Genomic DNA, 13,184 nt, shown 5'->3' on the forward strand with positions numbered 1-13,184 from the left:
CGCAACTATATACGATTCATATACGAAACGTATATCACTCGGGCTTGGGCATCACCACCGTTTCGTAGGCGCTCAGGAACTCGGGCGGCATGCGCCGCGGCTTGCCACTGCTGATCTCGATGCAGACCAAGGCCCAGCGCCCACGGACGAGCGTGACGCCATCGCTGGCGCGGCGCAGCTGGAAGCGCCGCTCCATCGTCAGCTTGCCGTCGCTGGCGGTCAGCCAGGTGCCAAGCACCAGGGCCTCACCCTCGACGGATGGCAGCAGGTACTCGTAACGCCCCTCGCGAATGGCCATGGCGCGGTCCTGGCGGCGGTAGTCGTCAAGCGACAGGCCGAGCGCCTCGGAATGCGCCCAGCCGGCCTGCTCGCACCATTGCACATAGACGGCGTTGTTGGTGTGGTCCAACCCGTCGATGTGTTCGGCCGCCGGCGTCAGCGCCAGCGTGAACGGGGACGGGTAGTCCCAGTCATTCATACACGGAGACTTCCGGCCGGCGCGCCAGCACCGCGATGGGCGGCGCCCAACGCTCGCCGCGCGGCTTCTTGCTCGTCACCAGCGTGATCTCGCTGGGCTCAAACACCTCGACGTTGTGCGTGATCGGCGTCGTCAGCAGGTATTGCGCGCGGGTCGAGCGCAGGAAGTGCCCGACGAGCTGGATGTTGCGCACGTCCAGGTGGGCGAAGGGTTCGTCGATGAAGACGAAGCCGCCCGGCGTCTCGTCGTCTTTCATCAGGCCCACGAGCAGGATCAGGCTCTTCAGCACCTGCTGGCCACCCGAGGCCTCGCCGTCGTTCAGCCCCACCTCGCCCTTACCGTCGAAGTTGAACTTGACCTGCAGGCCGGCCTGGGCGAGCACGGTGTCGTCGTTGTCCAGGTGCGGCAGCACGGCCTCGGCGGTAACGCCGGCCAGTTCGCCCAGCTCGGCGACGTTCTTCTTGTAGCGGCGCACGGTGGCGCGCATCACGTCGATGTAGCGCTCGCGGGCGTTGAAGGCGGCGATGCGGGCCAGCTCGTTGCTGGCGCGGCGGTCGCTGAGCTGGGTGTCCTGCTCGTGCACCTGGGCCGACATGCGGGCGTGACGGTCCACGACGCTGGCGTCGACCTCCCAGTGGCCGCCTTGCAGTTCCTGGTCGACGTGGTGGGCGCGGATCTCGGCCTGGCGGGCGTTCTCGAACTCGTCACGCAGCGCGGCCAGCGCGATGGCCGTGACCCAGGATTTGGGGAACTGGGCTTTCTGCGTGCGTGACTGGCGCGATGCCGTGCGCACAGCATCCCGCTTCGCCTCGTGCTCGCGCAGGCGGCCGGCTGCGGAGCCCTCACCGTCCTTCAGCGCGATCTGCGCGCCTTCATAGGCTTGCTCGCTGCGGGTCGAGTCGCGCAGCACGCGGTCGTGCTCGCTGTCGATCTGGCTCATGCGGGTGGACGCTTCGGCGCGCGCTTGGCGCAGCACCGGCAGGCGCGCGCGGGCTTCGGCGAATTCGTCGGAGCGTTCGCTCAATTCCTGCGCAGCCTTATGCCCAACGGCTGCGCGCTGCACGTCCTTGAACTGGCGTTCGACTTCCGCCTGCGCCTTGGCGATGCGGCTCAGCTCACCGTCCCAGCGGGCCAGCTCGGCCTCCAGCGCACCGCGGCGCGAGTCCACGGCCGACGCGCCGAACTGATGGTCGCGCGGCTCGACGAAGACGCTGCGGCCGCCGCGGCCGTCGCGGTAGTAGGCGTCGGTCGTGATCCATTCGCCGCCAGCCTTGGCGCCCTCTTCCGTCGACGTGACGCAGCGGATGCCGCCCAGCTGGCGCACCAGCCAGGTCGGCAGCGGCGCACTGACGTTCAGCGCCGCCAGCAGCGAGCCGGCCGGCGCCTGGCCTGCGGCCTGCGTGTCGGCCACGACGTAGTGGCGGTAGCGCTGCTTCGCCGCAATGTCGAAGGCGCGGCCTTCGTCGCTGCGGTGCTTCAGCACCACGACCCAGCGCGATGGGCGCAGCAGGCCTTCGGCGGCGGCGCGCCAGGTTTCGTCGGCGATGTCGACGCTGTCGGCAACGAGGTGGTGGGCGATGCCCGCGTCGTCCAGCGCGCGCTTCATCGGCGCGACCTCGGGCGGCGGCGGGGGCAGGCGCTTGCCGCTCAGCTCGCCCAATGCGGTCTGCGCGCGGGCGGCCTTGTCGCTGGCACGGGTGTAGTCGGCGCGCAGGCGGTCGCGTTCGCCGGCCAGTTCCTGCATGCGCGCCGTCAGCGCGGCGGCATCGGCCTCCACGTCGGCCAGCGCTTTCAACTCGTCCTCGCGCTTGACCAAGGCCTCGGCCGGCCGCTCGCCTTCGCGGGCGGCATCGAACGCAGCACGGGCTTCGCGGCGTTCGCCGTCCAGCGCCTTCAACCGCTCCTTGGCCGCCTCCTGCGCAGTGAACAGGCCGTGCAGCGCCGCGCGCTTCTCGGTCAGCGCCTTCACGTCACCCGAGGCAAACAGGCGCTGGCGGTGCAACTCGCGCGCATCGCGGGTGATGCGTTCGCGGGCCTCGCTCCAGCGCAGCACGGGCAGCACCTCGGTGGCCAGGCGTTCGCGCTCCTGGATCTTGAGCTGGTACTGGCGGTGGCTGTTGACGCGGTTGGCCAGGTCGCTGAGCTGCGCCTGCGTGTGCGCCAGCTCGGCGCCGGCCTGCTCGACTTCCTTGCCCAGGTGTTGCTGATGGCTGCGCGCCTGCTCGTAGCGGTCCAGCACTTCCTGGTCGCCGAAAACCTCGAACACGAGGCGCAACAGCTCCTTCGGGCTCAACTCGCAAAGGCGGTCGGTCTGGCCCTGCTCCAGCGCCAGCACGCGGCCGATGGCGCGCGTCAGGCCGGCGGCTTCGAGGCGCTTCTTCCAGGCCTCGATGCCCAGCCAGTCGCGGTCGCCCTTCTCGGCGAGCTGCTCGATCTCGTGCGCGCCATCGAGGATGGTGTAGCGGCGCACCCAGTCGCCACCATGGCGCTCGATGCGGCAGGCCAGCGTCACCTGGTCGGCATACAGCAGCGAACTCGCGAAAGGCCGGCTGCTGTTCTGGCGCGAGCGCGGGCGGTTGTCCACCAGCGCGCGCAGCCAGGCCGTCTCGGCGTTGGCGTGGCGGGCGTATGTCTTGTACGTGCGGCCGCCCGAGCACTCCAGGCCCAGCAGCGTGCGCATGGCGTCCAGCAGCGTGGTCTTGCCGGAGCCGTTGGGGCCGGCGATGGTGATGATGGCGCCGTCCAGCGGCAGCGTGACGCGCTGGCAGTAGTCCCAGTGCAGCAGTTCTAGCGATTGCAGGTGGAACATCAGTCGTCGATATGTTGTTGTTCTTCTTCACGCGGCAGCGCGTGGCCGGCGCGCGCGAGCACGTCGCCCATGGCGCCATCGAGGATGCGCGGCGCCAGCAGGTCGTAGTCGACCAGCAGGTCCAGCAGCGGCCCCTCGGCAATGTCCTCGCCGCGGCGCGTGATGAAGCCGTGGCGCTCCAGCAGCTTGAGGTTGGTGTCCAGCCGCAGCTTCTTGCCGAGCTGGTCGCCAAAGTCCGCCAGCAGGCTGCGGTAGCTGATCAGCGGCGCGACGCTGGCGGCCTGGGGCAGCGGCTTGTCGGCCGCGAACATCTCGCCCTGGCCGGCGTGGATGGCGTCGCTGCGCGCGACCTGGCGCTGGCGCTTCGGCAACACGATGAGCGACCACAGCACCACCAGCAGCGCCACGCCATCGCGCGGCAGATCGAGGTTGTTGTTGGCGGCCAGGCCCATCTCGCCGAACACGGCGCTTTCGGCCGGTCGCACGAGGGCGACGGCGATGTGGTCGGCGTGCACGTTGTCCACCACCTTGAGCCCGACGGCCCCCAGGCGCTGGCCCAGCAGGGTCCACAGCTCGGTGTCGATCAACGCGCGGCGCACCAGCGGGTGGCTGCGCGGCAGCCAGCGCCGGGCCAGCAGTTGCGCCGCCAGTTGGGCGGCGTCGTCGAGAGGTTGGCTCATGAAGAAGAGGCTTCAGGTGTGAGGACGCCGCGGCTCATCCATTTGACGAACTCGTCGTCGACGGGGCCTTGTTCGGCGGACCAGCGCACGCTCCACGGCTGGCGGGCCATGTCGCCGGTGGCGCCCTTCAGGTGTCGGGCTTGCGCGTCGCCCAGCAGCGGCAGCAGCTGGGCGCGGTAGGCGGCGCGGGCATAGCTGTCGCCAAGAACCGCGGGCGACAGGTCGCGTTCGATGGGATCGGCGGCCGCCCAGGCCGTCAGCAGCGCCTGCATCTGGTCCATGTCGGGCGGCAATTGCATGACAGCCAGCTCGCCCGTCGGCGCGGCCTGGCCTTGCGGCAGCGCGGCGATCTCGGCAGGCTTGGGGCGGTCGCGCTCGAACTCGGCCTCGGCCGTGTCGACGAGGTCGTGCTGCGACACGAGCACGGGGTGCACCGGCCGCTCCCAGCCATCAGCCAGCAGTTTGGCCAGGTCGCCCTGGCTCTGCAGCCAGCGGCGAACATCGGTCGTCGTGATGCCGGTGGAGCCGAGCGTCACACGCTGGCGGTCGGCTTGCTGCAACGCGCGGTTGAACTGGCTGGCCATCGCCAGCAGCCGCGCCTGCGCCAGGCCCAGCTCGCGGGCCAGGCGCTCCAGACGGGCATCGCCGGCGGCTTCGGCCTGGGCAATGATGGCACCCAGCGCCTCGCCAGCGCGATCCACCAGCGTCAGCGCCTTCTCGAAACGGGTGCGTGCGCGGCGCAGCGCGAACTCGCTGCCGCTGGCGATGGCATCGGCAAACTCGTCGTACAGGCGTGAGAGTTGGGCCAGCAGATGCTGCAGTTGCGCAGGTTGCAAGGTGCCGAGCTGATGGGCGCCGGCCACGCCAGCCAGCAGCGAGGCCAGGTCGCCGTCGGGCGCCTGCTCCTGCGTCAGCGGCTGCAGCAGGCCCACGAGCTGCTGGGCCAGCGGCGTGACGGCATAGGTCTGCGCGGTCGCGTCCCAGGCCAGCAGGTCGGCCTCGCGCAGGCGCTTGAGCACGCTGTCCAGCACCTCGTCGCGCAGCACGTGGAAGGCCTGGTTCAAGGCCTCGCGGGTCAGGCGCGACTCGCGCAAAGCCAGCAGCTCGAAGAACACCCACAGCCGCAGCCGCGTGACGCCCGCCGGGCCCTGGAACAGCGCCCGCAGCGCGACCTGCAAGGCGTCCTGGCGTTCGAGCTGCCACCACAGCAGCGCATCCGCCGGCGCGGCGCCGTCGCGGAAGTAGTCCTCCACGCGATCGGGGCGCGCGGTGTCGTCGGTGTCCTGGGGTGTCGTCAACATGGGGCGCGGATTATCGACGGGCCCTGAAGCCGCCAAATTAGGTGGTGTCGAGGGGTTTGACAGTCGACAGTCGCCGTCGGACAGCTCATCACCGATTTCAACATCGACATCGACATCGACATCGGCTCGGCCCTGGGCACCAACGACGCTTTCGTCGGCTTCACTGCCGCGACCGGCTCGGGCTACCAGAACCACGACATCCTGAACTGGCGGCTGGCCAACGACACCTCCATCACCACCGATCCAGGCCGTCTGCCCGAGCCGGCCGACCTGGCGCTGCTGAGCCTGGCCGGCGTGACGGCCCTCGCAGCCTCCCGGCGTCGCCGCGGCGGCTGACGTTCGGCTTTTGCGAACGCCGGCATCAAGCCGACTGAACCCAGGCCCGCGCAAGCGGGCCTAGTCTTATGGGCATGCAAACCCCTCGCCTGCCCAGCTTCTTCCTCTCCCACGGCGGCGGCCCCTGGCCGTTCATGGACGGCGACTACCGTCGCGCCCACGCCAGGCTTGAGACCTCGCTGCAGGCCCTGCCGGCCACGTTGCCGGCCAAGCCGAAGGCGATCCTGATGATCTCGGCCCACTGGGAAGAGGCCGCCTTCACTGTCATGACCTCGCCCGCGCCCGGCATGCTCTACGACTACGGCGGCTTCCCGGCCCACACCTACGAGGTGGTCTACCCGGCGCCGGGCGATCCGGCGCTGGCCGAGCGTGTTGTCGCACTGATCCAGGCCGCCGGCCTGCCCGCCGCCCGCGACGCCCAACGCGGCTTCGACCACGGCGCCTTCTGCACGTTGGTACCGATGTACCCCGACGCCGACGTGCCCGTCGTGCAGCTGTCGCTCAAGCGCGGCCTGAACCCGGTCGAACACATCGCGCTGGGCCGCGCCCTGGCGCCGCTGCGCGACGAAGGCGTGCTCATCCTGGGCAGCGGCTTCAGCTTCCACAACCTGCGCATGTACGGCATGGCGGGGCGCGAGCCGTCCGCCGCCTTTGATGCCTGGCTGCAGTCCACCCTGCCCTCTCCGGCCGGCCGTGCTGAGCGGCTGCTGGCCTGGGCCCAGGCACCCGCCGCCCGCCTGGCCCATCCGCGCGAGGAACATCTGCTGCCGCTGATGGTGGCCGCCGGCGCGGCCGAGGGCGAGGCCGCCAGCTGCAACTATCACGAGACTGAATTCATGGGCGGCGTGACAGCATCGAGCTTCCGGTTCGGGTGACCGCGCGGTTGGGTCCTGATGGCAGGCAGACCCAGGGTGCTAGATTCGCCGAAGCCGCTTGGTCACCACAGGTCTTCATGAAATCCCATCACTTCCTTGCGCTGGCCCTCGCGCTCGCCGCCCTGCCTGCCTTCGCCGCCGACGCACCGAAACCCATCCGTGCCCTGCTCATCACCGGCGGCTGCTGCCACGACTACGGTGCGCAAAAGGACCTGCTGAAATCGGGCATTGAGGCGCGCGCGAACATCGTCGTGGATCAAATGCACAGCGACAACACCACCGGCAGCCCCCCGCTGCCCCTCTTCGGCAACCCCGACTACGCGCGTGGCTACGACGTGGTCATCCACGACGAGTGCGCGGCCGACCCGCGCGACCCCAGCTCGTTCAAAAGCGTCTTGAAACCCCATCTGGACGGCATGCCCGGCGTCAATCTGCACTGCGCGATGCACAGCTTTCGCTCTGGCGACTACACCGAGCCGGTAGCCCGCGGTGCGGACAACGCCCAATGGTACGAATACCTCGGCCTGCAATCGACCGGCCACGGACCGAATGAACCCATCGCGATCACCTTCGTCGACAAGGATCATCCGATCACGAGGACGCTCGACGGTTGGACCACCGTCAATGAGGAGCTCTACAACAACGTCCAGATCCTCGATGGCAAAGCGCTCGCAAAGGGCAGGCAGATCGTCAAGCAAAGCAGGCGGCAGCCCGACGGCAGCGTGACCGAAGAAGCGCAGGCCGTCGAAACGGTCGTCGTCTGGACGAACGAATTCGGCCCGAAGAAGACGCGCGTGTTCAGCACCTCACTCGGTCACACCACGGCCACCGTCGCTGACGCCCGCTATCTGGACCTGGTCACCCAAGGCATTCTCTGGGCCACCGGCAAAGTCGACCAACCCGGCTACGCCAAGAAGAAGTAAGGCCACTCGCTGCTCCACTTCAAGCCATGACGCAAGCCCTGATCGATGCCCTGGTTGCCTGCCACCGTGACGGCAGCCGCTTGAGTGCCGCCGACTGGACCCACGCCGTACGTGACGAGGCCGATGCCTATGCCGTGCAAGACGGCATCGCCCGGGCGCTGGACTGGCGCTTCGACCGCTGGAAGTCCGGCGGCGCCAGCGCCCAGGGTCCGTTCAGCCATTCGCCAGTCAACCCCGTCCCCGGAACGTCACTGCTTGGTGTCGAGGCCGAGGTGGCGCTGCGCATTGACGCGGATGGGAGGGCGCAATCCATGTGCGTCGCTGTTGAACTGGTCGCCTCGCGCTGGCAGGAAGGGCTGGACGCGCCTGCCTTGCTGCGCATGGCCGACCACCAATCCAATGACGGTCTGCTGCTCGGTGCCTGGCAACCCTATCGCCCGTTGCAGTGGGGTCAGCTCGAATGGCGTCTCAGCCTCGCCGGCCAGCCCGATGTCGTCCGCCGTGGCGGGCATTCCCTGGCCGATCCGGCCGCCGTATTGCCGGCCTGGTTGCGCCATGCCACGCGCCATGGCGCCACCTTGCCAGCCGGCACCATCGTGACGACCGGCGCCTGGGGCGGGTTGCATCCGCTGACGGGTGCGGCCCGCGGCACGCTGGCCTTCGAGGGCCTGGGCGAACTCAGCTTTTCAGTAGCGGCGTGAAGATCGCAGCGAAGGCCGCGATGTTGAGGATCACCGTCAGCCAGTAGATGCGCCGGAACGACGGCTTCACGTTCTTGTGGTGCAGCAGTTGCTGGGCGAGCAACGCGCCCGGCCAGCCGCAGGCGAGCGACAGCCCATGCAGGGTCTTCTCGCCCACGCGCCAAGCTCCCTGCCTGGCGGCCCGCTTGTCGAGCGCATAGACGATGAAGGTCGCCATGCTCATGGCGGAATAGATGCCCCAGAGCCAGTTCGGCAAGCCCCAGAGGAGATGGCAGGCCAGCACAAAGCCGGCAAAGGTCGGCACCAGCAGCAGCACACGGCTGCGATCGCGCGGCGCTGCGGGTAGCGGCGGCGCCTTGATGGGCCGCACGGCCAGCGCCCTCGGCTTGCCCTGGGCGTCAGAACCCGCCTGGAAGCTCAATCGCTCACCCACCACCGGCCGCTCGGCGCGGGCGGCAAAGGCCTGGATATGGACAAAGAGGCGGGCCGGGCCGCCGTCGGGCGCGATGAAGCCATAGCCCTTGGCGTCGTCCCACTGGACGAGGGTGCCGGTCTGCTTGTCGCTGGAACTGGTCATAAAAAAGGGCCCGCACTGCGGGCCCTCCATCATCGCCGGGGCGGCAGATGCCGCCGCGGGATCAGCGGCCGAAGCCGCCCTTGCGCGGGCCGCTCGGCGGACGGCGGTCGCCGAAAGCCGGCTTGGCGCCGAAGCTGGGCTTGCCGGCCGGCTGGAAGGAGCGCTCGCCGCGCGGCGCGAAGCCACGGTCGTCACGGGGCTGGAAGCCGCGATCTTCACGCGGTGCGAAACCACGATCCTCACGCGGAGCAAAGCCGCGGTTGTCACCCTGCGGCGCAAAACCGCGATCTTCACGGGGAGCAAAGCCGCGGTTGTCGCCTTGCGGGGCGAAGCCACGGTCATCGCGCGGCGCAAAGCCACGGTCCTGGCCGCCAGAACCATGATTGAAAGGCTTGCCACCACCGTGGAAGGGGCGGCTGCCCTCTTCACGACGGAAAGGCTTGTTGCCGAAGCCAGGGCGGCCGCCACCGAAGTGGCCACGCGGGCCGCGGTCGTCGAAGGAACCAGCCGGGCGCGGCGGGAAGATGCGCGGCTCTTGCGTCTTGGGCTCAAGACCGGCGATCTGCTGCACGGGGATCGTCTGCGTCGTGAATTGCTGGATGCGGCGGATCATGGACACGTCGTCGCGCAGGCCCAGCGTGATCGCCAGACCCTGGCGGCCGGCGCGGCCGGTGCGGCCGATACGGTGCACATAGTCCTCGGCCTTCATCGGCAGGCCGTAGTTGATGACGTGGCTGATGGTCGGCACGTCGATACCGCGGGCCGCGACGTCGGTGGCCACCAGCACGCGCACTTGCTTGCTGCGCAGAGCCTGCAGCACGCGGTTGCGCTTGCCTTGCGGCATCGCGCCGTGCAGCGGTGCCACCGAGTGGCCGATCTCGGCCAGGCGCTCGGCCAGCCAGTCGGCGTCACGCTGCGTGCTGGTGAAGACCACCGCCTGCTCCATCTCCGGCAGGGCCAGGATGGATTCCAGCAGCTGGTCCTTGTGGTGGGGGTTGTCGGCCCAGTGCAGGCGCTGCTCGATGTTCTCGTGCGTGTCGGTGTGGTTGGCGACCTCGATGCGCTGCGGATCCTTCAGCAGGTTCTGCGCGAGGCGGCCGACGTGGCCGGCGAACGTGGCGCTGAACATCACGGTCTGGCGCTCAGCCGGGGTATTGCCGGCGATCATCGTGATGTCGTCGATGAAGCCCATGTCCAGCATGCGGTCGGCTTCGTCCAGCACCAGCATTTCGACATTACCCAGCACGCATTTGCCGGAGTTGATGTGGTCGATCAGGCGGCCGGGGGTGGCGATCAGGATGTCCAGCGGGCCCATCAGCTGGCGGATCTGCAGCGGGTAGGGCATGCCGCCCAGCACGGTGGCGACCTTCAGGCCCGGGATGAAGCGGCCGTAGGTCTGTGCGGCCTTGGCAACTTGCATGGCCAGCTCACGGGTGGGGGCCAGCACCAGGATCTTGGGGCCATAGACCTTGCCCTTTTCGCGCTTCTTGCTGTCGTCGCCACGTGCGGCCAGGATCTTTTCCAGCGCCGGCAGGATGAAGGCGGCGGTCTTGCCCGAGCCCGTGCGCGCCGAGACCATCAGGTCCTTGTTGGCGATGGCAGCGGGAATGGCGAGCGTCTGCACGTCGGTGGCGTTCTCGTAGCCGGAATCTTTCACGGCCTTCAGGACCACTTCGTTCAGGCCCAGGGTATCGAAACTCATGTCGTTCTTTCAGTCAAAAGCCCGTCCATGCCGCCCGAAAATCAGTGAGGGCGGACACGCGGGCGCTGAACAGACCATGCCGTTCAGCAGTCAAAGTCGCTGGGAGAAAGCTCGTGTCGGGCGGCTCGGGCTGCTGGTTGCAGTCGGGTGCGRCACGGGGGAACAGTCAAAGCGACGGCTTCATCGCCGCCGACCGATCCACGAGGGGTGTTCGAGAAGCCGTATGAACTACGGGCCGAACGAGGTCAGAGGAGACGTACGAAGCTCGGTTGGAACCGAGCGAAGCTGCGACTGTAGCACAGATCAGGGTTTTCACGGAAGCCACCCCTGAGGCGCGGGTGTGCGCTCTGGCACACTTGCGGCCCGGGTCGGCAGAACACCCAGGCCTTGCCGCGCGGCATCCGTCGCGAGCTGAACCTGCCACGCATACCGCCTTCGTTCACGTGAACCTCGCGTGCGCCCTGGCTGCAAGTCGGCAAGCCCAGCCTCTTTCGTCGTTGGCGTGCGCATGGAGTGCCATCATGGCCCGTGAATCCCTGCCCCTCGTCGTGGACGACTTGTCCACCTTCACCAAGTCTCTGCGCACGCAGTTGCTGGCGCACCCCGCCACGCCGGGCCACCAGACCCTGCTGAACATGCTGGCCCGCGCAGCCGGGCATCGCAATCTGCAGATGCTGAAGGCGCGTCCGCCGGCCCTGCCGCGGACCACCACCCCTGCCCGTGCGGAACACAGCGACATCGTTCGCCGCACGCTGCGCCTGTTCGACGATCAGGGCCGGCTGCAGCGCCTGCCCGTCAAGCGCTCGCTGCAGTTGATGGCCCTGTGGGGCCTGTGGATGCGCTTCGACGCCAAGCGGCCTTACCGCGAGCGCGAGGTCAACCAGATCCTGACGGCCTGGCACTGCTTCGGCGACTACTGCACGCTACGCCGTGATCTCGTCACCCAAGGCCTGATGGCGCGCACGGCGGACAGCTCGGTCTACACCAAGCTGCCAGCGCGGCCGGGCGAGGACGCGATGGCGCTGATGCGGGCCTTACGTCAACTCGGCAACTAGCCAGCCGCGCAGGCTGTTGAAGAAGGCCAGGCCCTCGGCACGGGCCAGATCCTGCCGGGTCAGCCGTGCTTCCTTGAGACGGCCCAGGGCCAGCAGCTCAGCACGCAGCACGCCGGGCAACACCCCGGCGGCCAGCGGCGGTGTGAGCCACTGGTCGTCAAGCCGCAGGGCAAGGTTGCCGAAGCTGCATTCGGTCAGCTCGCCCGCCTCGTTCCAGAGGATGACGTCGAAGGCTTGGGCTGGCTTGTCGAAGGCATACAGCTCGCGGCGTGTCGTCTTGTGGGCCAGGAACTCGGCACTGGGACCGAGCGTGGGAATGGGCTGATCGGCCAGCGCCAGCAGCACCGGCTCGGCCATCGGAGTGAAGGCGGCCAGCGTGTGATGCAGGCGCCCCTCGGCGTCGCCGGTCAGGCGCAGGCGCCAGCTGCCTTGTGCGTGGGCCTCCGCCACTGCCTTCAGGTGGGCCCGCGCCTCGGCCAGCGAGAAGCGCAGGCCGAAGTGGCGCGCCGTGCGCTGCATGCGGGCCAGGTGAGCGTCGCCGCGCACCGCCACGCCGCCCTCCAGCCGCAGCGTCTCCAGCGCCTCGACGGGCGCTTCGGCGCGGGCCAGGAAGCGCGACTTGGCCCGCCATTCGGCGATTTCGGCAGCAGGCTCACTGTCCAGCGTGATGGCGCTGCCGATGCCACAAGTCAGCGCCTCGCCGTGGAACTCGACAGTGCGGATGGGCACATTGAAGGTGGCAACGCCGCCGGGCTGGATCAGGCCCAGCGCGCCGCAGTACCAACCCCGCGCCGACGGCTCCAGCTCGCGGATGATCTGCATCGCGCGGATCTTGGGCGCGCCGGTCACCGAACCGCAGGGGAAAAGTGCCGCGAAGGCATCGGCCAAGGTCAGCCCGCCGCGGCTGACGGCCGTCACGGTGGATGTCATCTGCCAAACCGTCGGCAGCGCATGCAGCTCGAACAGACGTGGCACCCGCACTGTGCCGAGCTGCGCGACGCGGCTGAGGTCATTGCGCAGCAGGTCCACGATCATCAGGTTCTCGGCGCGCTCTTTTTCGCTGGTGCGCAGGTGCGCTTGAGCGGCTTCGTCATCGACGCGGTCGCGGCCGCGCGGCGCCGTGCCCTTCATCGGCTGGGCCGCCAGCAGCCAGCTCGCCTTGGCACCGGGCACGGGACGCCAGTCGAAGAAGAGTTCGGGTGACACGCTGGCCGCGCCGGCTTCGCGCAAGAACAGGCTGAAGCCGCCGGGCTGGCTGGCGTGCAGGGCGAGGAAGAGCTGCCCAGGGTCCAGTGCGCCGGCCGCCGCGCGCAGCCGGGTGGTCAGATTGACCTGGTAGCAATCGCCGTCACGGATGTAGGTGCGGATGCGCTCGATGGCCGCCGTGCCGTCCGGTTCGGCGTCATTCCAGCCCAGGAAGCCGCTGTAGGCCGGAGGCAGCTCCGGCCAGGACTCAGGGGGCGACTCGTAGACAGCGAACTCGGCCAGCGGCGCGGTGGCGCCGTGCGTCTTCAGTGCGGCGTCGAAAACCGCGGCGGCCTCGTAACGCAGCCCCCCAAGCACCCAGGCGCCGACTCGTGCCGCGGCTTCGGCCTCGGCGATGACGCCGCGCACCTCATCCAGCCGCGTCGCCCTCAGCCAGCGCGTCGGCGGCGTGGCCCAGCAGCCGCGCAGCCGCTCGCCGTCCTCGCGGGCCAGCGGGTGGCGGGGGAAGTCGAAAGCGGCGTGCAGCAAGCGCCGTGCGGCC

The 13,184-nt window shown here is 69.0% G+C and carries 12 protein-coding genes; 5 read left to right on the forward strand and 7 right to left on the reverse strand.

The window, feature by feature from the left end; translation table 11 throughout:
• Positions 1 to 34: 34 nt before the first annotated feature.
• The 4 genes from ACXJKM_RS22305 to ACXJKM_RS22320 are packed head-to-tail and all read right to left on the reverse strand — an operon-like array spanning position 35 to position 5,268.
• Positions 35 to 478: an acyl-CoA thioesterase gene (locus tag ACXJKM_RS22305; RefSeq protein ID WP_457355204.1), complete on the reverse strand. Its 444-nt coding sequence runs from the start codon at positions 476 to 478 to the stop codon at positions 35 to 37.
• Complete coding sequence (locus tag ACXJKM_RS22310) at positions 471 to 3,287, reverse strand: ATP-binding protein (protein ID WP_457355205.1); 2,817 nt, start codon at positions 3,285 to 3,287, stop codon at positions 471 to 473. Before ACXJKM_RS22310 ends, ACXJKM_RS22305 begins: the two co-directional genes overlap by 8 nt.
• Positions 3,287 to 3,967 (reverse strand): hypothetical protein, encoded by a 681-nt coding sequence (locus ACXJKM_RS22315; RefSeq protein WP_457355207.1) that lies wholly within the window; start codon positions 3,965 to 3,967, stop codon positions 3,287 to 3,289. Before ACXJKM_RS22315 ends, ACXJKM_RS22310 begins: the two co-directional genes overlap by 1 nt.
• A complete protein-coding gene (locus ACXJKM_RS22320) occupies positions 3,964 to 5,268 on the reverse strand; it encodes a hypothetical protein (protein ID WP_457355209.1) in 1,305 nt (434 codons plus the stop codon). The genes ACXJKM_RS22315 and ACXJKM_RS22320 overlap by 4 nt, the downstream gene beginning before the upstream one ends.
• Before the next feature lie 252 nt (positions 5,269 to 5,520).
• Here ACXJKM_RS22320 and ACXJKM_RS22325 point away from each other — a divergent pair, with 252 nt between their 5' ends.
• The 4 genes from ACXJKM_RS22325 (at position 5,521) to ACXJKM_RS22340 (ending at position 8,103) form a co-directional block, all read left to right on the forward strand.
• Positions 5,521 to 5,604: a PEP-CTERM sorting domain-containing protein gene (locus ACXJKM_RS22325; protein ID WP_457355323.1), complete on the forward strand. Its 84-nt coding sequence runs from the start codon at positions 5,521 to 5,523 to the stop codon at positions 5,602 to 5,604.
• Between the two features lie 74 nt (positions 5,605 to 5,678).
• Positions 5,679 to 6,479, forward strand: a complete 801-nt coding sequence (locus ACXJKM_RS22330; RefSeq protein WP_457355211.1) for a DODA-type extradiol aromatic ring-opening family dioxygenase — start codon at positions 5,679 to 5,681, stop codon at positions 6,477 to 6,479.
• Positions 6,476 to 7,402 carry a ThuA domain-containing protein gene (locus ACXJKM_RS22335; RefSeq protein ID WP_457355213.1) on the forward strand — a complete coding sequence of 309 codons (927 nt, stop codon included), beginning with the start codon at positions 6,476 to 6,478 and terminating at the stop codon, positions 7,400 to 7,402. Before ACXJKM_RS22330 ends, ACXJKM_RS22335 begins: the two co-directional genes overlap by 4 nt.
• 26 nt (positions 7,403 to 7,428) lie before the next feature.
• A complete protein-coding gene (locus ACXJKM_RS22340; protein ID WP_457355215.1) occupies positions 7,429 to 8,103 on the forward strand; it encodes a 2-keto-4-pentenoate hydratase in 675 nt (224 codons plus the stop codon).
• Here the strand turns inward: ACXJKM_RS22340 and ACXJKM_RS22345 are convergent.
• Positions 8,081 to 8,680 (reverse strand): DUF1294 domain-containing protein, encoded by a 600-nt coding sequence (locus ACXJKM_RS22345; protein WP_457355217.1) that lies wholly within the window; start codon positions 8,678 to 8,680, stop codon positions 8,081 to 8,083. The two genes, ACXJKM_RS22340 and ACXJKM_RS22345, sit on opposite strands and share 23 nt — an antisense overlap.
• A 61-nt stretch (positions 8,681 to 8,741) precedes the next feature.
• Positions 8,742 to 10,382, reverse strand: coding sequence for a DEAD/DEAH box helicase (locus ACXJKM_RS22350; protein ID WP_457355219.1), 1,641 nt, complete (start codon positions 10,380 to 10,382; stop codon positions 8,742 to 8,744).
• 521 nt (positions 10,383 to 10,903) lie between these two features.
• On the opposite strand from ACXJKM_RS22350, the gene ACXJKM_RS22355 reads away from it, so the two are divergent.
• Positions 10,904 to 11,437, forward strand: coding sequence for a DUF2087 domain-containing protein (locus ACXJKM_RS22355; protein WP_457322141.1), 534 nt, complete (start codon positions 10,904 to 10,906; stop codon positions 11,435 to 11,437).
• On the opposite strand, the gene ACXJKM_RS22360 is transcribed toward ACXJKM_RS22355, so the two are convergent.
• Positions 11,417 to 13,171, reverse strand: coding sequence for a chorismate-binding protein (locus ACXJKM_RS22360; RefSeq protein WP_457355221.1), 1,755 nt, complete (start codon positions 13,169 to 13,171; stop codon positions 11,417 to 11,419). The genes ACXJKM_RS22355 and ACXJKM_RS22360 overlap by 21 nt on opposite strands.
• Positions 13,172 to 13,184 lie beyond the last annotated feature (13 nt).

The organism is Roseateles sp. P5_D6, assembly GCF_054049415.1.

Coding starts and splice junctions, on each gene's coding strand:
- ACXJKM_RS22315 (WP_457355207.1), bottom strand. CDS start 3,967: ATGAGCCAACCTCTCGACGACGCCGCCCAACTGGCGGCGCAACTGCTG.
- ACXJKM_RS22355 (WP_457322141.1), top strand. CDS start 10,904: ATGGCCCGTGAATCCCTGCCCCTCGTCGTGGACGACTTGTCCACCTTC.
- ACXJKM_RS22320 (WP_457355209.1), bottom strand. CDS start 5,268: ATGTTGACGACACCCCAGGACACCGACGACACCGCGCGCCCCGATCGC.
- ACXJKM_RS22345 (WP_457355217.1), bottom strand. CDS start 8,680: ATGACCAGTTCCAGCGACAAGCAGACCGGCACCCTCGTCCAGTGGGAC.
- ACXJKM_RS22330 (WP_457355211.1), top strand. CDS start 5,679: ATGCAAACCCCTCGCCTGCCCAGCTTCTTCCTCTCCCACGGCGGCGGC.
- ACXJKM_RS22305 (WP_457355204.1), bottom strand. CDS start 478: ATGAATGACTGGGACTACCCGTCCCCGTTCACGCTGGCGCTGACGCCG.
- ACXJKM_RS22350 (WP_457355219.1), bottom strand. CDS start 10,382: ATGAGTTTCGATACCCTGGGCCTGAACGAAGTGGTCCTGAAGGCCGTG.
- ACXJKM_RS22340 (WP_457355215.1), top strand. CDS start 7,429: ATGACGCAAGCCCTGATCGATGCCCTGGTTGCCTGCCACCGTGACGGC.
- ACXJKM_RS22310 (WP_457355205.1), bottom strand. CDS start 3,287: ATGTTCCACCTGCAATCGCTAGAACTGCTGCACTGGGACTACTGCCAG.